Source organism: Pseudomonas sp. WPR_5_2 (genome assembly GCF_003634475.1).
In the GTDB taxonomy this organism is placed as follows: domain Bacteria; phylum Pseudomonadota; class Gammaproteobacteria; order Pseudomonadales; family Pseudomonadaceae; genus Aquipseudomonas; species Aquipseudomonas izuensis.
Window position 1 is genome coordinate 36,991 of the sequence record NZ_RBLA01000013.1, and the last position, 20,174, is coordinate 57,164.

General features: G+C 61.2%; 23 protein-coding genes. 10 read left to right on the forward strand and 13 right to left on the reverse strand.

All coding sequences use genetic code 11. The features are described 5' to 3' along the window. Positions 1–42: 42 nt before the first annotated feature. Together dxs and BJ917_RS31140 are read left to right on the forward strand one after the other, a co-directional pair. Positions 43–1,941 (forward strand): 1-deoxy-D-xylulose-5-phosphate synthase, encoded by a 1,899-nt coding sequence (gene dxs, locus BJ917_RS31135; protein ID WP_121106052.1) that lies wholly within the window; start codon positions 43–45, stop codon positions 1,939–1,941. Between the two features lie 118 nt (positions 1,942–2,059). Beyond that, positions 2,060–3,943: a TonB-dependent receptor domain-containing protein gene (locus BJ917_RS31140; protein ID WP_121106053.1), complete on the forward strand. Its 1,884-nt coding sequence runs from the start codon at positions 2,060–2,062 to the stop codon at positions 3,941–3,943. Between the two features lie 311 nt (positions 3,944–4,254). On the opposite strand, the gene BJ917_RS31145 is transcribed toward BJ917_RS31140, so the two are convergent. The 12 genes from BJ917_RS31145 to nrdR all read right to left on the reverse strand — a co-directional run bounded on the left by BJ917_RS31145 (position 4,255) and on the right by nrdR (position 13,101). Further along, the gene (locus BJ917_RS31145; protein WP_096514826.1) at positions 4,255–5,055 is read right to left on the reverse strand and encodes a cobalamin-binding protein; all 801 of its coding nucleotides are present in this window, start codon (positions 5,053–5,055) and stop codon (positions 4,255–4,257) included. Continuing rightward, positions 5,055–5,474 carry an MFS transporter gene (locus BJ917_RS31150; protein WP_096514824.1) on the reverse strand — a complete coding sequence of 140 codons (420 nt, stop codon included), beginning with the start codon at positions 5,472–5,474 and terminating at the stop codon, positions 5,055–5,057. The genes BJ917_RS31145 and BJ917_RS31150 overlap by 1 nt, the downstream gene beginning before the upstream one ends. Continuing rightward, positions 5,471–6,088 carry a GTP cyclohydrolase II gene (gene ribA / locus BJ917_RS31155; RefSeq protein ID WP_044465292.1) on the reverse strand — a complete coding sequence of 206 codons (618 nt, stop codon included), beginning with the start codon at positions 6,086–6,088 and terminating at the stop codon, positions 5,471–5,473. The genes BJ917_RS31150 and ribA overlap by 4 nt, the downstream gene beginning before the upstream one ends. Positions 6,089–6,336: 248 nt before the next feature. After that, positions 6,337–7,074 (reverse strand): ABC transporter substrate-binding protein, encoded by a 738-nt coding sequence (locus BJ917_RS31160; protein ID WP_121106054.1) that lies wholly within the window; start codon positions 7,072–7,074, stop codon positions 6,337–6,339. Between the two features lie 52 nt (positions 7,075–7,126). Then, positions 7,127–7,630: a phosphatidylglycerophosphatase A gene (locus BJ917_RS31165; RefSeq protein WP_096514821.1), complete on the reverse strand. Its 504-nt coding sequence runs from the start codon at positions 7,628–7,630 to the stop codon at positions 7,127–7,129. Further along, a complete protein-coding gene (gene thiL / locus BJ917_RS31170; RefSeq protein ID WP_121106055.1) occupies positions 7,627–8,592 on the reverse strand; it encodes a thiamine-phosphate kinase in 966 nt (321 codons plus the stop codon). The genes BJ917_RS31165 and thiL overlap by 4 nt, the downstream gene beginning before the upstream one ends. Before the next feature lie 28 nt (positions 8,593–8,620). Then, the gene (gene nusB, locus BJ917_RS31175; RefSeq protein ID WP_095197200.1) at positions 8,621–9,121 is read right to left on the reverse strand and encodes a transcription antitermination factor NusB; all 501 of its coding nucleotides are present in this window, start codon (positions 9,119–9,121) and stop codon (positions 8,621–8,623) included. Further along, a complete protein-coding gene (gene ribE / locus BJ917_RS31180) occupies positions 9,118–9,594 on the reverse strand; it encodes a 6,7-dimethyl-8-ribityllumazine synthase (RefSeq protein ID WP_003228649.1) in 477 nt (158 codons plus the stop codon). The genes nusB and ribE overlap by 4 nt, the downstream gene beginning before the upstream one ends. 91 nt (positions 9,595–9,685) lie before the next feature. Next, positions 9,686–10,777, reverse strand: coding sequence for a bifunctional 3,4-dihydroxy-2-butanone-4-phosphate synthase/GTP cyclohydrolase II (ribBA, locus tag BJ917_RS31185; RefSeq protein WP_096514817.1), 1,092 nt, complete (start codon positions 10,775–10,777; stop codon positions 9,686–9,688). Between the two features lie 16 nt (positions 10,778–10,793). Next, positions 10,794–11,459: a riboflavin synthase gene (locus BJ917_RS31190; RefSeq protein ID WP_096514815.1), complete on the reverse strand. Its 666-nt coding sequence runs from the start codon at positions 11,457–11,459 to the stop codon at positions 10,794–10,796. A gap of 47 nt (positions 11,460–11,506) precedes the next feature. Beyond that, positions 11,507–12,640, reverse strand: a complete 1,134-nt coding sequence (gene ribD, locus BJ917_RS31195; protein WP_121106056.1) for a bifunctional diaminohydroxyphosphoribosylaminopyrimidine deaminase/5-amino-6-(5-phosphoribosylamino)uracil reductase RibD — start codon at positions 12,638–12,640, stop codon at positions 11,507–11,509. Next, complete coding sequence (gene nrdR / locus BJ917_RS31200) at positions 12,637–13,101, reverse strand: transcriptional regulator NrdR (protein WP_003228656.1); 465 nt, start codon at positions 13,099–13,101, stop codon at positions 12,637–12,639. Before nrdR ends, ribD begins: the two co-directional genes overlap by 4 nt. A gap of 118 nt (positions 13,102–13,219) precedes the next feature. Between nrdR and BJ917_RS31205 the strand changes: the two genes are divergently transcribed. The 3 genes from BJ917_RS31205 (at position 13,220) to trxA (ending at position 15,394) form a co-directional block, all read left to right on the forward strand. After that, positions 13,220–13,684, forward strand: a complete 465-nt coding sequence (locus BJ917_RS31205; RefSeq protein ID WP_096514811.1) for a hypothetical protein — start codon at positions 13,220–13,222, stop codon at positions 13,682–13,684. Continuing rightward, positions 13,681–14,337, forward strand: coding sequence for a methyltransferase (locus BJ917_RS31210; RefSeq protein WP_096514809.1), 657 nt, complete (start codon positions 13,681–13,683; stop codon positions 14,335–14,337). The genes BJ917_RS31205 and BJ917_RS31210 overlap by 4 nt, the downstream gene beginning before the upstream one ends. A gap of 184 nt (positions 14,338–14,521) precedes the next feature. Continuing rightward, on the forward strand, positions 14,522–15,394 hold the full coding sequence (gene trxA, locus BJ917_RS31215; protein WP_121106057.1) for a thioredoxin: 873 nt from the start codon (positions 14,522–14,524) through the stop codon (positions 15,392–15,394). A gap of 88 nt (positions 15,395–15,482) precedes the next feature. Here the strand turns inward: trxA and BJ917_RS31225 are convergent, their stop codons facing one another. Next, complete coding sequence (locus tag BJ917_RS31225) at positions 15,483–15,821, reverse strand: hypothetical protein (protein ID WP_096514805.1); 339 nt, start codon at positions 15,819–15,821, stop codon at positions 15,483–15,485. A 137-nt stretch (positions 15,822–15,958) separates the two neighbouring features. Here BJ917_RS31225 and BJ917_RS31230 point away from each other — a divergent pair, with 137 nt between their 5' ends. The 5 genes from BJ917_RS31230 to BJ917_RS31250 all read left to right on the forward strand — a co-directional run bounded on the left by BJ917_RS31230 (position 15,959) and on the right by BJ917_RS31250 (position 20,102). Further along, positions 15,959–16,543: a DUF2796 domain-containing protein gene (locus BJ917_RS31230; protein WP_121106058.1), complete on the forward strand. Its 585-nt coding sequence runs from the start codon at positions 15,959–15,961 to the stop codon at positions 16,541–16,543. Positions 16,544–16,674: 131 nt separating this feature from the next. Next, the gene (locus tag BJ917_RS31235) at positions 16,675–17,385 is read left to right on the forward strand and encodes an ABC transporter ATP-binding protein (protein ID WP_096514801.1); all 711 of its coding nucleotides are present in this window, start codon (positions 16,675–16,677) and stop codon (positions 17,383–17,385) included. A 1-nt stretch (position 17,386) separates the two neighbouring features. Continuing rightward, the gene (locus BJ917_RS31240) at positions 17,387–18,652 is read left to right on the forward strand and encodes an ABC transporter permease (protein WP_121106059.1); all 1,266 of its coding nucleotides are present in this window, start codon (positions 17,387–17,389) and stop codon (positions 18,650–18,652) included. Positions 18,653–18,663: 11 nt separating this feature from the next. Beyond that, complete coding sequence (locus tag BJ917_RS31245; protein ID WP_096514797.1) at positions 18,664–19,182, forward strand: DUF3299 domain-containing protein; 519 nt, start codon at positions 18,664–18,666, stop codon at positions 19,180–19,182. Positions 19,183–19,403: 221 nt separating this feature from the next. Continuing rightward, positions 19,404–20,102, forward strand: coding sequence for an OmpW family protein (locus BJ917_RS31250; RefSeq protein WP_096514795.1), 699 nt, complete (start codon positions 19,404–19,406; stop codon positions 20,100–20,102). The last annotated feature ends 72 nt before the right edge of the window (positions 20,103–20,174 follow it).

Consider the following 20,174-nt stretch of genomic DNA (forward strand, 5'->3'; position numbering starts at 1 on the left):
AGGTAAACTGCCGCATCTTTTATACCTATAACGATTCGCCTGATGCCCACGACGTTTCATGAGATTCCCCGCAAGCGCCCAACCACGCCCCTGCTCGACCGCGCGAACACGCCGGACGGCCTGCGCCGGTTAGGCGAAGCCGAGCTGGAAACCCTGGCCGATGAGTTGCGCCTGGAATTGCTCTACACGGTCGGTCAGACCGGTGGGCATTTCGGCGCCGGCCTGGGCGTGATCGAGCTGACCATCGCGTTGCATTACGTTTTCGACACCCCGGACGACCGGCTGGTGTGGGACGTGGGTCATCAGGCTTATCCACACAAAATCCTCACCGGTCGTCGCGAGCGCATGGGCACCCTGCGCCAGAAAGACGGCGTTGCCGCCTTCCCGCGCCGTTCCGAGAGCGAGTACGACACCTTTGGCGTCGGCCACTCCAGCACCTCGATCAGTGCGGCGCTGGGCATGGCGATTGCCGCCCGCCTGCAAAACAGTGATCGCAAGGCGATTGCCGTGATCGGCGACGGCGCCCTGACCGCGGGCATGGCGTTCGAAGCGCTGAACCATGCGCCGGAAGTGGACGCCAACATGCTGGTGATCCTCAACGACAACGACATGTCGATCTCACGCAATGTCGGCGGTCTGTCGAACTACCTGGCGAAAATCCTTTCCAGCCGCACCTACGCGAGCATGCGCGAAGGCAGCAAGAAAGTGCTGTCGCGCCTGCCCGGTGCCTGGGAAATCGCCCGGCGCACCGAAGAATACGCCAAGGGCATGCTGGTCCCCGGCACGCTGTTCGAAGAGCTGGGCTGGAACTACATCGGTCCGATCGATGGCCACGACCTGCCGACCCTGATCGCCACGCTGCGTAACATGCGCGATCTGAAAGGCCCGCAATTCCTGCACGTCGTCACCAAGAAAGGCAAAGGCTTCGCCCCGGCGGAAGTCGATCCGATCGGTTACCACGCCATCACCAAACTCGAACCCCTGGACGCCCCGGCCGCCGCGCCGAAAAAAGCCAGCGGACCGAAGTATTCCGGTGTGTTCGGTGAATGGTTGTGCGATATGGCAACGGCCGATCCGCGTCTGGTCGGGATCACCCCGGCGATGAAGGAAGGTTCCGACCTCGTGGCTTTCAGCGAGCGTTTCCCGAAACGCTACTTCGACGTGGCGATTGCCGAGCAACACGCCGTGACCCTCGCTGCTGGCATGGCCTGCGAAGGCGCTAAGCCCGTGGTGGCGATCTATTCGACGTTCCTGCAGCGTGGTTACGATCAGCTCGTTCACGATGTGGCGGTGCAAAACCTCGACGTGCTGTTCGCCATCGACCGTGCCGGCCTGGTAGGTGAAGACGGTCCGACCCATGCGGGCAGTTTCGACCTATCGTTCCTGCGTTGCATCCCCGGCATGCTGGTGATGACACCGAGCGACGAAAACGAACTGCGTAAAATGCTCACCACCGGTCACTTGTATGAAGGCCCGGCCGCGGTACGTTATCCGCGCGGCAACGGCCCGAACGCGACCATCGAGAAAAACCTCGAACCGATCGAAATCGGCAAAGGCGTGGTCCGCCGCCAGGGCAGCAAAGTCGCCCTGCTGGTGTTCGGCGTGCAACTGGCCGTGGCCCTGAAAGTCGCCGAGACACTGGATGCCACTGTGGTCGACATGCGTTTCGTCAAACCTCTGGACGAAGCGCTGGTGCGTGAAATCGCCGCCAGCCACGAACTGCTGGTGACCGTCGAAGAGAACGCGATCATGGGCGGTGCTGGCGCAGCGGTCAGCGAGTTCCTCGCCCGGGAAAACATCCTCAAGTCGGTGCTGCACCTGGGCTTGCCGGATGTCTACGTCGAACACGCCAAGCCTGCGCAAATGCTGGCCGAGTGCGGACTGGACGAGGCCGGGATCGAAGCGTCGATTCGCGAACGCCTGCAACTGCTGAACCTGTAACCCCTCCCTCCTGTAGGAGCTGGCTTGCCAGCGAAGGCGCCCGTAAGGACGCCAACAGCTTCGCTGGCAAGCCAGCTCCTACAAGGACCGCGCCGTCCTTGATGAACACGAATAATCCATGAATCTCTCCCGCCTCATCCTGACGCTGGCCGTGGTGCCGGCTGGCCCGCTGCTGGCCGACACCTTCGAACGCGACCAGGCCCTGAAGCTGCCCGATGTGCTGATCAGTGCCAATCGCCAGGTTGAAGCACGCAACGACAGCAGTGCCGCCAACACCGTGTTTACCCGCGAAGACATTGATCGGCTGCAACCGAACAGCGTCACTGATCTACTGCGTCGCGTGCCGGGCGTACAAATTGCGCAAACCGGTGGGCGTGGCAGTCTGCCGGGGGTTTACATTCGCGGCACGCAATCGGCACAAAGTCTGGTGTTGGTCGATGGCCAACGGATCGGCACCTCGACCTCCGGTGACAGCAACCTGCAACACATCAACATCGAACAGGTCGAGCGTGTGGAAGTGCTGCGTGGTTCGCGCTCGGTGATTTATGGCAGCGACGCAATCGGCGGCGTGATCCAGATCTTCACCCGTCGCGGAAGCGAACCCGGCTTGCGACCGCAACTGCACGTGGGCGTTGGCAGCCATCAGACCTGGGAACGCAGCCTCGGTTTAGCCGGCGGAGATGAGTTGACCCGCTTCAACCTCGGCGCCAGCCTCGATGAGACCGCCGGGATCAATCGCACCCGCGAGTCGTTTCCCAGTGATGGCGATCACGATGCGTATCGCAATAAGTCGTTCAGCCTGAGCCTCAGCCATGCCCTCACCGACGACATCGAAATCGGTGCCAACCTGCTGGATAACCGTGGCAAGAGCGAATTCGACAACCCGTTCGGTCGCTTTGACCTGGATACCTTCGAATCAGTCCAGCAGCAGCCCTACAGCGAATTCGACGTGAGCAGTGTCAGCAGCTATGTCGATGCACGGGTTAACGACGCCTGGAAAACCCGCATCGAATTCGGCCACAGCGAAAACCGCGAAAAGACGCTGGATAAGCTCAGCGATGAACGCAGCGTGTTCAACACTTACCGCGATTCGGTGAGCTGGCAAAACGACCTGACACTCGATGAACGCAACAGCCTGATCCTCGGCGGGGACTGGTATGAAGACCGGGTCAACAGCACCACGGCGTTCGACGAAGACAGTCGCTGGAACCGTGCGGCGTTTATTCAGCATCGCTACCGGACCGACAGCTTCTCCACTGAACTCGGCCTGCGCCGCGACCAGAACCAGCAATTTGGCGGTCAGAACAGCTGGAGCGGCACTTTCACCCTCCCGCTGAACCCGGACAACGATGTGCTGCTGACCTACAGCGAAGGCTTCCGTGCCCCGACCTTCAACGACCTGTACTACCCGGACTTCAGCAACCCGGACCTGAAGCCCGAAACCTCGAAAAGCTACGAGCTGCAATGGCGCAGTCAATTGTCCGAAAACAGCCGCCTGGAAGCCTCGCTGTACCGAACGGACCTGGAAGACGCGATCATCTTCGGCAGTAACTCGCGACCGGAAAACGTCGCCTCGGCACGGATCAACGGTTTCGAAGCGGCGCTGAAGCAAGAACTGTTCGGCTGGCAGAGCAACCTTGGTGTGGCAATCATCGACCCGCGGGACCAGGGAACGGGGCATACCCTGGCCCGTCGCGCGCGGCGCACGATGAGCCTGGATGTGGATCGGCAGTTTGATCGCCTAGGGCTCGGCGCCAGTTGGCAAGCGGTGAGCCGCAGCTACGACGACTTGAGCAATCAACAGCCCTTGGGTGGCTATGCCTTGCTGGGGTTACGCAGCAGCTGGGAACTCAATCGCGAGATCAAGCTGGAGCTGAAGGTGGATAACCTGCTGGACAAGGATTACAGCCGGGTGTTGTACAGCCATGAAGGCAGCCAGTTCGGGTATCGCGAGGAAGGTCGGGCCTGGATGTTTGGGGTGACGTGGACGCCGCAGATCTGATCCGGAGTTTGCGGTGTATAGGCTGACCTCTTCGCGAGCAGGCTCGCTCCCACAGGGATTTTGCGTCGTTCACAGATCCAATGTGGGAGGATTACAGCTGGGTGTTGTACAGCCATGAAGGCAGCCAGTTCGGGTATCGCGAGGAAGGTCGGGCCTGGATGTTTGGGGTGACGTGGACGCCGCAGATCTGATCCGGAGTTTGCGGTGTATGGGCTGACCTCTTCGCGAGCAGGCTCGCTCCCACAGGGATTTTGCGTCGTTCACAGATCCAATGTGGGAGCGAGCCTGCTCGCGAAGGCAGCACCTCGGCGTTAGCGCTCCGGCGCGATCAATTTGCACAACTTGGCCGTGGCTTCAATCATCTGCCCACTCGGTCGCTCAAGGCCTTTGTCGGTGACCAGTAGCAACTGCCCGCTCACCACCGCAGCCACCTGCGGCCATGCTTTCCACGCCTCCAGCTGCGCCTGATCACTGGCCAGAATCACCTCGGGATTACGCTGTAACACCGCCTCAACACTGACTTGCGGAGCCGGCAACGCCAGATCGGCAAACACGTTGCGAACACCGCAAACATCCAGTGCATCGCTGATGATCTGCCCGCCACCCACGGTGTAAAGCGGCTTATCCCAGACCTGATAGAACACCCGTAACGGCTGATCGCGCCGATAACGCTGACGCAGCTCCACCAACCGCCGACGCAAATCGGTAGCCAACGCCGTCCCGCGCTCCGGACGCCCGAGTTGCGAGGCAATGGCTTCGATTTGTGCGGTGAGTTGCGCGAAGTCGTGGGGTTCGGCGACAAAGGTGGGGATGTTCAAGCGCTTCAGCTGTTCGCGCTGGGCAGGGCCAACACTGCCGGGCCAGAGCAGCAGCAAATCGGGTTTCAGGCTGAGCAGCCGTTCCATGTCCAACTGACCGTAGCGACCGACGGATGGCAGGTTCTTGAGTTCGACGGGACGTTCGCCGGCATCCAGCACCCCTACCAGAAGGTCGGCGGAGCCCAGTTCGACAACGATTTCGGAGAGCGATGGCGCGAGGCTGACCACCCGCTCGACCGCCATCGACGAACCGCAGGCGGCCAGCAGCAAATACGCCAGCCAGACAGGACGCATCAACCCAGTTGACGCGGAATGCGGTAGAGGTAAAACAGCACCAGGGTCGACAGTGCCAGCAGCATCAGCGGCACGGCTTCGAGGCCGACAAACACCGCCAATGCACCGATCCACGCCGGCAGGCCGGCGGCGAGGAACGCCGTTCGCCGTTTGGCGGCCAGGCTGATCCACGCGGCGGGTTCTTCAGGGGTATCGAGGGCTTTCTGGGTGGCGATCAACGCATGTTTGTAAGCGCCAAAAAACTTCAGGCTGACAAACATCGAAGCGACACCGGCGATGAACAACGGCATCGCCAGCACCGGCAAGATGGCTTCACTTTGGCCGAACACACCGTTGATCACGAACAACGGCAACAAGGCCAGCGCCAGGTATTGCCACCAGTTGACGGACAGTCGCCGCCGCACCTGACCGCGGGTCACGCCCGGTCGACCTCGCCCTGATGTTCGTTGCCCATCATGTGGTCGAGCTTGCTGGCCTTGGTCGCCAGGTAGAGTTTGTTGTGCGGGTTATGACCGGTGTGCAACGGCACGCGCTCGGCGACCACGATACCCATGTCGGTCAAGGCCTTGACCTTGCGCGGGTTGTTGGTCATCAGGCGCAGGGACTTCACGCCCAGGTGCTCCAGCATCGGCAGGCACATGGCGTAGTCGCGCTGGTCGGCGGCAAAGCCCAGACGCTCGTTGGCTTCAACGGTGTCGGCACCGCCATCCTGCAATTCATAGGCGCGTATCTTGTTCAGCAGGCCAATGCCGCGGCCTTCCTGACGCAAGTACAACAACACGCCACGGCCTTCACGGGCGATGGCCTGCAGCGCTGCCTCAAGTTGCGAGCCGCAGTCGCAACGCTGGCTGAACAAGGCATCGCCCGTCAGGCATTCGGAATGCAACCGGCCGAGTACCGGGGCACCGTCGGCGATCTCACCCAGGCTCAGCACAACGTGCTCGCGGCCGGTAGCTTCATCGAGAAAGCCGTGCATGGTGAATTGCGCAAAAGGCGTTGGCAGCTTGGAAGCGGCGACAAAAACGACAGGCACCGTTGTGCTCCTGATCTAAAGAGACTGAAGATTCGCAGGCCGGCATTGTAACAGCAGGTTCCGACGGGCGCTTAGGCTGAATTATCGGCGATAACTATCAAAAAGTTTGATATTCGGGCTGCCCGGCCCTCTGTGGGAGCGAACCTGCTCGCGATGACGGACTTTCAGTTGGCGAATGTGTGGCTGATACACCGCCATCGCGAGCAGGCTCACTCCTACAGGGTTAATCACCAGTCGTAAGATTGCGATCAGTTCGAATCGAACGGATAAGGCTGTTTCCAGCGCTCGAAAATAGGTTTCAGCTCGCCGTTTTTCACCAGTTCCTCCATGCGCCGGTCGAACAGGGCCATCAATGTGCGAGCTTCGGGCGTCTTGGCAAAACACAGATACAGCGGCAATTCGGCGACATGGGTGCGGCGGAACTGGGACGGATCCCTGGCCCGATTGAGGACATAATCGACTTCGGTCAGAGCATCGATGTAGAAGTCGGCACGTTTGTAAGTCAGCATCGAGACGATGCTGGTGCGCCGGATCACTTCGTCGTAGTGGCGTATGTTGGGCAGGTAATCCTGGTAATCGTAGCCGCGTACCCAGGCCAGTCGGTAATTGCCCAGGGTTTCCGGGGTCGGCACCGGGCTGCTGGCCAGCCCCAGGGCGTAGATGTGATCGGTATCGAAATTCCAGTGCGGATAGAGCAGTTCGTCGGACTCGCCCCGGTAGGAACCGACACAAGCGTCCACTTCGCCGCGCTGGGCCAGCCCCATGGCACGCAAGTAAGGTTCGGTGCGGATGTCGATCTTGACGCCTGCCGGTTCAAAGACCTGCCGCAGCACGTCCCAGCCCAGCCCATGGCCATCAGCGGCGGTGTAGTCTTCCCATTCTTCGCTGGCCAGGTGAATCACCGACGGTGTCGTCGCGATCTCCCCCGCGTGGACGAGTGAGCAAAACACGGCAAACACCAGCACCATCAACCCGCGTCGAGCCATCCTTAGTTCTCCCAGTTAATGCGCTCCCACTTAACGCCTCATGACCTCCAGGTCAGGCGAAAATCCGCATCAGTCCCTGCATCGCCAACCATGCAAACACCCCGGCCAGGACATCATCGAGCATGATCCCGACACCGCCGTGTACGTGCCGATCAATCCAGCGAATCGGCCACGGCTTGAGAATATCGAAGAAGCGGAACATCAGGAAACCCGCCAGCAGCCACTGCCAACCTTCCGGCACCAGCCACAGGGTGATCCACATCCCGACCATCTCGTCCCAGACGATGCCTTCATGGTCGTGCACCCGCAAATCGTCGGCCACCTTGCCGCACAGCCAGAAGCCGAACAGCATGGTGATGCCCAGCATCAGCCAGTAGCCCCAATCGGGCAACATCTGCCATAACGGGATGAAGGGTAGCGCAACTAACGACCCCCAGGTGCCCGGTGCCTTTGGCAAGGTGCCCGAGCCGAAGCCGAACGCCAGGAAATGCCATGGATTGCGCCAGACCGACGGCGGTACGTTTTCCGCCGGGACCTGTTTGGGGTGATCTGTCACGGTGTCTCCCGAAAATGTTGATAGCCCCGGGTTTGCGGGGTGATGTCTTTGCCATCGGCGTCCAGCAACCTCACGCCCTGCCCCGTCACCACCTGCCCGATCACGTGTATCGGCCAGCCGTCGGCCAGCAACAGCGGTAACTCGACGGACGGTAAGGTGAAGGCCAGGACGTAATCGTCGCCACCGCTCAGGGCCGCAACCTGTGCGTCCGACTGACCGAGAAAGTCGACCAGGCTCCGGGACAACGGCAAACGGTCCCGTTCGACTTCGATACCGACCTTCGAGGCCAGCGCGATATGCCCGCAATCCGCGAGCAGACCATCGGAGATATCCATGGCCGAGGTGGCCTTGCCACGCAGCGCCTGACCCAATCCGAGCTGCGGTTGCGGCGACCAGTAATGCGCCAGCAACGGTTCGGCAATGCTCGCTTCGGCCGTGCGCTGGCCGAGCACCAATGGCAAGGCACCGGCGGCATTGCCCAGGTCGCCGCCGACACACAGCAGATCGCCCGGTTGCGCACCGCTGCGGGTCAGCGCCAGACCGGCCGGCACACGTCCGAACACGGTCATGGTCAGGCTCAGCGGCCCACGGGTCGTGTCACCCCCCACCAGCGCTACGCCACAGCTTTGCGCCATCCGGTTCAAACCACGGGAATAGGCTTGCAGCCAATCGGCGGTCACCGTCGGCAATGTCAGGGCAAGGGTAAAGGCAACGGGGGTGGCGCCCATGGCGGCCAGGTCGCTGACTGCCACGGCCAGCGAGCGCTGACCCAGCAGAAACGGGTCGCAAGGATCTGCGAAATGCACACCGGCCACGAGGGTGTCGGTGGAAATCGCCAACTGCTCCCCGGGAGGAACAGCCAGCAAGGCGCAGTCATCGCCGATGCCGAGAGCAACGCCTTCGCCGCCCTGCGCACAAGGCGCGGCGGCAAAGAAATTGCGGATCAGCTCAAACTCGCCCATGGCTTCGTGCCGACGTTACAAGCGCCGATCAGCGCTTGAACGCCTTCACTTCAGCTTCACGCAGACGCGGAGCCAGCTTGTCGAGCACGCCGTTGACGAACTTGTGGCCATCGGTGGAACCGAAGACCTTCGCCAGTTCGATACCTTCGTTGATCACAACGCGGTATGGCACGTCGACGCGTTTGAGCAGTTCCCAGGTGGACAGGCGCAGAACCGCCAGTTCAACCGGGTCGAGCTCTTCGATGGTCAAGTCCAGGCAAGGCTTGAGTGCGGTATCGATTTCGGTCTTGAACTGCGGAACCCCGTGCAGGATTTCGCGGAAATAGGCGCCATCGACATCGGTGAAATCGTTATCGACCCGGAACTGCGCTTCGATTTCGTTCAGCGACTGCTTGGCCATGTGCCATTGATACAGTGCCTGAGTCGCGAGCTGACGGGCTTCGCGACGCTTGGCGCTTTTCGATGGCTTGCCGGCATCCGCAGGCTTTGGATCGCGCGGGTTGAAACGATCGCTTTCGTCGCTAATCACTTGGCCTCCAACTGCGCCAGCAGGCTGACCATTTCCAGAGCGGACAGGGCAGCTTCGGCACCTTTGTTACCGGCCTTGGTGCCGGAACGTTCGATGGCTTGCTCGATGGAATCAACGGTCAGGACGCCGAAAGCGACCGGTACGCCGAACTCCATGGACACCTGGGCCAGGCCCTTGGTGCATTCGCCCGCCACGTATTCGAAGTGCGGAGTACCGCCACGAATGACCGCGCCCAGGGCGATGATTGCCGCGAACTCGCCTTTCTGAGCGACTTTCTGCGCAACCAGCGGGATTTCGAAGGCGCCAGGAGCGCGGATGATGGTGATGTCGCTTTCGCTCACGCCATGGCGAACCAGGGCATCAACTGCACCGCTGACCAGGCTTTCAACGACGAAGCTGTTGAAACGGCCCACTACCAGAGCGTAGCGGCCTTTAGGGGCGATGAAGGTACCTTCGATGGTCTTCAGGGTCATTCGATAGATCTCTTAAAGAGCCGGGACGCGTCTGTTACGCGCCCCTCGGTGATTTATTTGCCGCGAATTCAAGGCCGGAAACAACCGGTCATTATTCGGAGGGCACGTATTCTACAACTTCCAGATCGAAACCGGATATCGCATTAAATTTCATCGGTGCCGACATCAGGCGCATTTTGCGTACACCGAGGTCACGCAGGATCTGCGAACCGGCCCCCACGGTGCTGTAGGTGGTCGGCTTTTTCACTGCCAGGTGATCAGCGGTTTCGCGGATGTGCGCCAGCAACACGTCGCCATCGAGCGGGTGACCGAGCAACAACACCACGCCGCTGCCGGCCTCGGCAACCGTGGCCATGGCGGCGCGCAGGCTCCAGCGGCCCGGTTGCTTGACCATCAGCAGGTCGCGCAGCGGGTCCATGTTGTGCACGCGAACCAGGGTCGGTTCTTCGGCGCAGATATTGCCCAGGGTCAGGGCCATGTGCACGTCGCCTTCCACGGAATCACGATAGGTCACCAGGTTGAATTGGCCCAGTTCGCTATCCAGTGGCTGCTCGGCAATCCGCTGAACGGTACGTTCGTGGATCATCCGGTAGTGAATCAGGTCGGCGATGGTGCCGATCTTGATGTTGTGTTCGGCGGCGAAGGCTTCCAGTTCGGCGCGACGGGACATGGTGCCGTCGTCGTTCATCACTTCGCAGATCACGCCGCTCGGCTCGAAACCGGCCATGCGCGCCAGGTCGCAGGCGGCTTCGGTGTGGCCGGCACGGGCCAGGGTGCCACCGGCCTGGGCCATCAGCGGGAAAATGTGACCGGGGCTGACGATGTCTTCAGCCTTGGCATCACGGGCAGCAGCCGCTTGAACGGTGCGCGCGCGGTCGGCGGCGGAAATACCAGTGGTCACACCGGTGGCCGCTTCGATCGATACGGTGAACTTGGTGCCGAAACCGGAACCATTGCGCGGCGCCATCAGCGGCAGCTTGAGCAGTTCGCAGCGCTCGCGGCTCATCGGCATGCAGATCAGGCCACGGGCGTGCTTGGCCATGAAGTTGATGTGCTCGGCCTGGCAGCACTCGGCGGCCATGATCAGGTCGCCTTCGTTCTCGCGGTCTTCGTCATCCATGAGGATGACCATCTTGCCTTGGCGGATGTCTTCAACCAGTTCTTCGATGCTATTGAGCGCCACAAGGCACCCCCTTCAGTCAGGATTTGAGATAGCCGTTGGCGGCCAGGAAGCTTTCGGTAATGGTGCTGCCGGCGGTTGACTCAGCGGCTTTGTCACCCAGAAGCAGGCGTTCCAGGTAACGGGCCAGCAAATCCACTTCCAGGTTCACCCGGCGGCCCGGCTGGTACGACGCCATGATGGTTTCGCTCAGGGTATGCGGAATGATCGTCAGCAGGAACTCGGCGCCATCGACTGCGTTGACGGTCAGGCTGGTGCCGTCGACGGTGATCGAGCCTTTATGGGCGATGTATTTGGCCAGTTCTTTCGGCGCGCGAATGCGGAATTCCACGGCCCGTGCGTTCTCGGTGCGGGCTACCACTTCGCCCACGCCATCGACATGGCCGCTGACCAGGTGCCCGCCAAGGCGAGTGGTCGGCGTCAGGGCTTTTTCCAGATTGACCGGGCTGCCGCTTTTCAGGTCGTTCATGGCGGTGCAGTCGAGGGTTTCACGGCTGACGTCCGCCGCGAAGCCGTTGCCCGGCAATTCAACAGCGGTCAGGCACACGCCGTTGACCGCGATGCTGTCGCCCAGCTTGACGTCGCTCAGGTCGAGCTTGCCGGTTTCTACATGGACCCGCACATCTCCGCCTTTTGGGGTCAATGCACGAATACTGCCGATGGATTCGATGATGCCGGTGAACATGGGGTTCTCCTCGAGAACAGAGCCAGCGCTATAGCGTTGGCCGGAAATTATACGCTCGCGGCCGGTGAAGGAATGGCAGTGACTCGCCAGTCATCGCCCACCGCGCGAATTTCGGTGATTTTGAGCTCGGGCGCATCCTTCATTTGCGCGAGCGGCCAGTCCAGCAGCGGCCGGGCCGAAGAGCCCAAAAACTTGCCGGCAATGAAAATCTGGAACTCATCCACCAATCCGAGCTGAGCGAAAGCTCCGGCCAGACGCGGCCCGGCCTCGACCAACACTTCGTTGACGCCACGACTGGCGAGTTCGACCAACAACTGGCGCAAATCGACCTGGCCATCGTAGCCAGGCACGATCAGGCATTCCGGACCGTTGGCGTATTGCTCTTCCACCGCGACGCAGGTGGCGACCAGCGCCGGACCCGCCTTGAAAAACGGCGCATCCAGCGGCACGCGCAAGCGACCGTCGACCAGCACCCGCAACGGTGGGCGGCTCATGGCCAGGGCAGTTTGTCCGGCATCCAGGCCCAGCTCATCGGCGCGCACGGTCAAACGGGCATTGTCCGCCAGCACCGTATCGGCGCCGGTCAGCACCACGCTGGCCTGGGCACGCAGGCGTTGCACCGCCGAACGCGCGGCCGGGCCGGTGATCCACTGGCTTTCGCCGCTTTCCATCGCCGTGCGGCCATCCAGGCTCATGGCCAACTTGACCCGTACGAAGGGCAAGCCGTGTTCCATGCGTTTCAGGAAACCCTGATTGAGCTGGCGTGCCTCGCCTTCCAGCACGCCGCTTTCAGTGGCGATGCCAGCCTGAGCCAAACGTTGTAGGCCACGACCGGCGACTTCCGGGTTCGGGTCCTGCATCGCTGCCACGACCCGCGTCACACCGGCATTCACCAGCGCATCGGCGCAGGGCGGCGTGCGGCCATGGTGGCTGCACGGTTCGAGGGTCACGTAAGCCGTAGCGCCCCGGGCCCGCTCGCCGGCGGCGCGCAAAGCGTGGACTTCTGCGTGGGGTTCGCCGGCGCGCTCATGCCAGCCTTCGCCGACGATCTGCCCACCCTGCACGATCACGCAGCCCACCCGCGGGTTGGGGTGCGTCGTGTAATGCCCCTTGCGCGCCAGTTCCAGGGCACGAGCCATGAAATGAGCGTCGAGAATGGCCTGTTCGGCGGACGTGGTCATTCTTTCACCGGCTCACGGGCCAGGCGATCGATCTCTTCGCGGAACTCGTTAAGGTCCTGGAAACGGCGATACACCGAAGCGAAGCGGATATAGGCGACTTCGTCGAGTTTTTGCAGCTCGGCCATCACCAGTTCACCGACCACGAGGGATTTGACCTCGCGCTCGCCGGTGGCGCGCAGTTTGTGTTTGATGTGCACCAGCGACGATTCGAGGCGCTCGACACTCACCGGGCGCTTCTCCAGCGCACGCTGCATGCCGGCGCGGAGTTTTTCTTCGTCGAACGGCTGGCGACTGCCGTCGGTTTTGATCAGGCGCGGCAACACCAGTTCAGCGGTTTCGAACGTCGTGAAACGTTCGCCGCAGGCCAGGCATTCACGCCGGCGGCGCACCTGTTCGCCCTCGGCGACCAGACGCGAGTCGATGACCTTGGTGTCGTTGGCACCGCAGAAGGGACAGTGCATGGTGGCAGGCAACAAAAAAAGGGAGGGCCATGGTAGCGCATCCCCGTGGCAAGACAAGCCATAGGGTTTGCGGTATACAGACTGGCTATAGATGGACTACACCTTGCTGGAGCCGTAAATGTCCCTGAAACCGCTCGTTTTGCTCAGTCTTTTCAGCCTGTTGGTGGCCTGCGGCAGCGATGCGCCCAAGCCTCAACCGCCGACACCAGGCCCTGCACCGGAACAGGCACAGAAGAAAGCCAGGGAGTCGGTCCCCCTCGGTCCGCTGCCGGCCTATCAGCGTGAATTGAGCGGCACTTTGCAAGGCGTGCCCGCCGGTGCCGAAGTCGAATTGGCGTTGCTGGTGATCGACGAAAGAGGTCGTCCGCAACAATTGCTCGCCAGTTCGAGCCTGATCGGCACCAATCAAGTGCTGCCGTTTCACCTGCGCTTCAACCCGGATGCCTTTCCGGTCGGCGCACGGGTCGAACTGCGGGGCCGCGCCAGCCAATCTGGCCAGTTGATCCTGCATCTACCATCGCGACTGATCACCCAGCCCACCACCCAGGCGCTGGGCCAACTGCAATTCGTCAAAGCGCCATGAGTGCACCGCTGGACCTGCAACAGGCGCTAAGTGAACTGCTCGGTGATGCTCAGTTGGTCACCTGCGATCTGCCGGACACCGATCTGAAGCTGTGGCTGATCGACGGCGACAACATGGACCGCGCCTTCAGCCCGGAAGAAACCCGACGCATTCTGCATGAGCCGCCCTACTGGAGTTTCTGCTGGGCCAGTGGCCTGGCCATGGCCCGCTACCTTGCCGAATTCCCTGAGTGGGTCAAAGGCAAACGGGTTCTGGATTTCGGCGCCGGTTCCGGCGTGGCGGGGATTGCCGCAGTGAAGGCCGGGGCGCTGGAAGTGGTGGCTTGCGACCTCGACCCACTGGCGATTGCGGCCTGTCGGGCGAATGCCGAGCTCAATGACGTGCAGCTCAACTATTCGACGGATTTTTTCGCCGAGGCGGATCGCTTTGATTTGATTCTGGTGGCGGATGTGCTGTACGACCGGGCGAACCTGCCGTTGCTCGATGAGTTTCTCAGTCGCGGGCAAGAAGCACTGGTGGCGGATTCGCGGGTGCGGGATTTTCGCCATCCGCTGTATCGCCGTATCGAAATGCTCGAAGCCATGACCCTGCCGGACCTGTGTGAGCCCGAAGAATTTCGGCATGTGAGCCTGTACCACGCGCGCCGTGGTTAAGAGCATCGCGAGCAAGCTTGGCTCCTACAGGGTTGGCGGTGGCCGTGGAGCCTTGACTTGTGGGAGCAAAGCTTGCTCGCGATGACAATCGATCCGACACCGCCTATCCAACTGCCTCCCCCGCTTCCAGCCTCCCACCACCAAGCCGTATAGTTGCCCCATTCACGCCTCCAAGAGATCCCCCATGAGTCAGCAAACGCCGTACATCTTCGACGCCACGACTGCCGATTTCGACCAGTCGGTGATCGAGAACTCTTTCCACAAACCGGTGCTGGTGGATTTCTGGGCCGAATGGTGCGCGCCGTGCAAAGTGCTGATGCCGATGCTGCAGACCATCGCCGAGAGCTATCAGGGTGAATTGCTATTGGCCAAGGTCAACTGCGATATCGAACAAGACATCGTCGCCCGTTTTGGAATCCGCAGCCTGCCGACCGTGGTGCTGTTCAAGGACGGCCAGCCCGTCGATGGTTTTGCCGGCGCTCAGCCGGAGTCAGCCGTTCGCGCCCTGCTCGAACCCCATGTCCAGATGCCACCGCCTGCCGCCGCCGATCCATTTGAACAGGCTCAGGCGTTGTTCGATGACAGCCGTTTTGCCGATGCCGAAGCCATCCTCAAAGTGCTGCTGGGCGAAGACAACACCAACGCCAAGGCGCTGATTCTCTACGCTCGTTGTCTCACCGAGCGCGGTGAATTGGGCGAGGCGCAAGCCGTGCTCGACGCGGTCAAGAGCGATGAGCACAAGGCCGCCCTGGCCGGCGCCAAGGCGCAGATCAAGTTCCTCGGTCAGGCCAAGGATTTGCCGGATGCTGCCGACTTGAAGGCCAGGCTGGCGAAAGACCCGCAGGACGACGAAGCGGTCTATCAACTGGCGGTTCAACAACTGGCCCGCCAGCAATACGACGCGGCGCTGGATGGCTTGCTCAAGCTGTTCATCCGCAACCGCAGCTACAGCGAAGGCCTGCCGCATAAAACCTTGCTGCAGGTGTTCGAACTGCTGGGCAATGATCACCCACTGGTGACCACCTATCGTCGCAAGCTGTTTGCCGCGCTGTACTAATCGCGATCTTGTAGGAGCTGGCTTGCCAGCGAAGACGGCCTCAAGGACGGTCCAAGATTCAAGGCCGCCTTCGCCGGCAAGCCGGCTCCTACAGCCAGGTGTAAATCGGCGTATCCCCGCCGTTCGTCACTTTCACATCAGCGCTATGGCGCAAGCGCACCAACAGGCGTTTTCCCGACGCCGCGCTCCCCGTCAATCCTTCCAACTGATCCAGCAGATCCGGCCCGCTCAACTGCCCGGCCGTGCGCAGCAGATCCCTGGCGACCTGCCACAGCGCATCATCCTGATTCAACGATTTGACCGGGGCCGCGCTGACTTCGGTTTTATCGACCTGCAACTGAGCGCCCAGCCGCGCCCAGTCGGCGTCATCCATCTCCAGCGTCAAATCCACCGGCCAATCGCCGATGCTTCCGCGAATACGCAACATGAGTCCGCTCCTGCACATTTCTTCACTTGCATGCTCCCATGGGACTTGTGCAACGCCAAGCAGGCAGTCAAACTCTCCGCACTTACGTTATAAGATTACATAACATTTTCTTCATTTTACTTTTCGGAGACTCGCCCATGCGCCGTCTGCTGCTCGCTTTGCCGTTTGCCTTGTTGCCGCTGGCTGTCGCTCATGCCGCGGACGAGCATGACCATGATCACGAACACGGCAGCCTTGGCGCCCATGAACATGGTGTCGGACGCCTGAACGCGGCGCTGGATGGCCAGAACCTGCAGCTGGAACTGGAAAGCCCGGCGATGAATCTGGTGGGCTTCGAACATGCCGCTACCTCCGAGGCCGACAAGGCCAAGGTGGTCGCAGCCCGCACAGAACTCGAAAATCCGCTGGCACTGTTCAATCTGCCGAAAGCCGCCGGATGCGTGGTGGCGAGTCAGGAACTCAATAGCCCGCTGTTCGGCGACAAACCCGACGCCGACGACGATCACGACGAAGATGCCAAGGACGAGCATCACCACGACCACAGCGAAATCCATGCCCACTACCAATTCACCTGTGCCACCCCCGGTGCGCTGAAAACCCTGGACCTGGCGAATATCTTCAACACATTCCCGGCCACCCAGAAAATTCAGGTACAACTGATCGGCCCGAGCGGGCAGCAAGGGGTTGAAGTGACGGCCAAGGCGGCTGCCCTGAAATTCTGATCCACCCCGGTCCTGTAGGAGCAAAGCTTGCTCGCGAAGAACGATAATGCGGTTTTTCAGCTAAACCGTGGCGCGCCTATCGCGAGCAAGCTTTGCTCCCACAGGTCATCAACATTCGTGAAATCGGTTAAATGACCCAAGCACTCATCGAACTGTCCGACCTGGGCTTCAGCTGGCCCGGTCATCCACCGCTGCTGGATATCCCGGCGTTTCGCCTGGAGCCTGGGGAAACCCTGTTTCTCAAAGGCCCCAGCGGCAGCGGCAAGACCACCCTGCTCGGCCTGCTCGGCGGTGTGCAAAGGCCTGATCGCGGCAGCATCCGCCTGCTCGGCCAGGAGCTGACGCAACTGTCGGCCGGTGCCCGCGACCACTTCCGTGTCGATCACACCGGCTACATTTTCCAGCAGTTCAACCTGCTGCCGTTCCTGTCGGTACGCGAGAACGTCGAACTGCCCTGCCACTTCTCGAAGCTGCGCGCCGAACGCGCGAAACAGCGCCATGGCAGCGTCGACAAAGCAGCAGCCACTTTGCTTGCCCATTTGGGTTTGAAAGATGAACACATCCTGGGTCGCCGCGCCGACTCGCTGTCCATCGGCCAGCAGCAACGGGTCGCCGCCGCGCGTGCCTTGATCGGCCAACCGGAACTGGTGATCGCCGACGAGCCGACCTCCGCCCTGGACTACGACGCCCGCGAAAACTTCATTCGCCTGCTGTTCGCCGAATGCCGCGAAGCCGGGTCGAGCCTGTTGTTCGTCAGTCACGACCAGAGCCTCGCGCCGCTGTTCGATCGCCACCTGTCGCTGGCCGAACTCAATCGCGCCGCCACGTCCGCAGAGGTCTGAGATGTATTTGTTTCGTCTAGCCATGGCCAGCCTGGCTAACCGCCGCTTCACCGCGATTCTGACCGCGTTCGCCATCGCCTTGTCGGTCTGCCTGCTACTGGCCGTGGAGCGGGTGCGCACCGAGGCCAAGGCCAGTTTCGCCAGTACCATCAGTGGCACCGATCTGATCGTCGGCGCCCGCTCCGGCTCGGTAAACCTGCTGTTGTATTCGGTGTTCCGCATCGGCAACGCCACCAACAACATCCGTTGGGACAGCTTCGAGCACTTCGCCAACAACCCGAAAGTGAAGTGGGCGATCCCGATGTCCCTTGGCGACTCCCATCGCGGCTATCGGGTGATGGGCACCACCGAAGCCTACTTCGAACACTACCAATACGGCCGCCAGCAACACCTGGAACTGGCCGATGGCCGCGCCTTCGCCACCGACCCGTTCGAAGTGGTGCTCGGCGCCGAAGTGGCGGACGCGCTGCACTACAAACTCGGCGACAAACTGGTGCTGGCCCATGGCGTGGCGGCGATCAGCCTGGTCAAGCATGACGACAAGCCATTCACCGTGGTCGGCATCCTCAAACGCACCGGCACCCCAGTGGACCGTACGCTGCACATCAGCCTCGGCGGCATGGAAGCGATTCACATCGATTGGCACAACGGTGTACCGGCCAGGGGTGAAGGTCGGATCAGCGCCGATCAGGCGCGCAACATGGACCTGACGCCCCAGGCGATCACCGCGTTCATGCTCGGCCTCAACAACAAGATTTCAACCTTTGCCTTGCAGCGCGAAATCAACGAATTCCGTGGCGAACCGATGCTGGCGATCCTGCCTGGCGTGGCACTGCAAGAGTTGTGGAGCCTGATGAGCACGGCGGAAAAAGCCTTGTTCGTGGTCTCGCTGTTCGTGGTGCTGACCGGGTTGATCGGTATGCTCACGGCCATTCTCACCAGCCTCAACGAACGCCGCCGCGAAATGGCGATTCTGCGTTCGGTGGGCGCGCGGCCGTGGCACATCGCGACGCTACTGGTACTGGAAGCGTTTGCCCTGGCGCTGACGGGCGTGATCGCTGGCGTGGCGCTGCTTTATCTGTGCATCGCCGCCGCCCAAGGTTACGTGCAAGCCAATTACGGCCTGTTTCTGCCGCTGGCCTGGCCCAGTGAATATGAATGGACGCTGCTTGCCGGCATCCTGGTCGCCGCGCTGCTGATGGGTTGCGTTCCGGCCTGGCGCGCTTATCGCCAATCGTTGGCCGATGGCCTGTCGATCCGCTTATGAGGACCTTGAAAATGCCCCGCGCGGTTGTTGTGCTGTTGATGCTGGTCGCTCTGCCGCTGTGGGCAGCCGGGCCGAAAGAGCTGACCTGGTCCGACATGATCCCGCCGGATGCCCCGGTACAAGTGCCGAACATGACACCGCTGCACGATCTGTCGAAGATGAGCGATGCCCTGTCCGCCGAATCCGCACCGGCGGCCAAGCAAGACCTGCCCAACGCACCGGTGGTCAAAACCCTGGACGGCCAGAATGTTCGCTTGCCGGGGTACATCGTGCCGCTGGAAGTCAATGAAGAGGGTCGCACCACAGATTTTCTGCTGGTGCCGTATTTCGGCGCCTGCATCCACGTACCGCCTCCGCCGTCGAACCAGATCGTGCACGTCAAAAGCGAAGTAGGCGTGAAGATTGAGGAGTTGTATCAGCCGTACTGGATCGAAGGTGCGATGCAGGTCAAAGCCTCCACCAGCGAGTTGGCGGATGCCGGGTATCAGATGGAGGCGGACAAGATTTACGTCTATGAATTGCCGGACTGAATCCGGAGATTAGCCGTTGCCTGAAAAATAGTCTTCGCGAGCAGGCTCGCTCCCACATTTGAAATGCATTCCCCTGTGGGAGCGAGCCTGCTCGCGAAGAGGCCATCGAAGTCTCCGTAAAACCAGGCCCATCACCGTTTCCTTGAGCTGAGTCAAAAGGCCGAATCGTTAGGCGCCTTACCATTGGACATCAAAGATTTTTAACGTCCTTTGGAGCCCCCATGAACAAGTCCCTGCTCGGCGCCTCGCTGTTTGCCCTTGCGCTCGCAGCCCCGCTCGCCCACGCCCATGAACAAGGCGACATCCTCTTGCGTGCCGGCGCGATCACCGTCGACCCGAATACCGACAGCTCCAGCGTCAAGGTCGATCAGGGCCCATTGAGCGGTGCCGATCTTGGCGGCGAGGCCACCCTGAGCAGCGATACACAACTGGGCCTGAACTTCGCCTACATGATCACCAACCACTTGGGGATCGAACTGCTGGCAGCCACGCCGTTCGAGCACGACGTCAAACTCAAGGGCACCGCCCTGAGCGCGGCCAACGGCAAACTGGGCAGCTTTAAACAACTGCCTCCGACCTTGAGCCTGGTGTACTACCCGCTCGACACCAAGTCCGCGTTCCAGCCCTATGTCGGGGCCGGCGTGAATTACACCTGGATGTACGACGAACACCTGAGCAGCGACGCCCGCGCCAATGGTTTCAGCAACTTCAACACCAAAAACTCCTGGGGCGTGGCCTGGCAGGTGGGTGCTGATTACATGCTGACCGACAACATCCTGCTCAACGCTCAGATGCGCTACATCGAGATCGATACCCGCGCGACAGTGGAAAACAACGCCGTCGCACCCGGTACCCGCGCACGGGTGAACGTGGATGCAGATCCGTTCGTCTACATGGTGGGTCTGGGTTACAGGTTCTAAAGAACTGTGGGAGCGAGCCTGCTCGCGATGACGGTGTAAGACTCAACATTCATGTTGAGTGAACTACCGCAA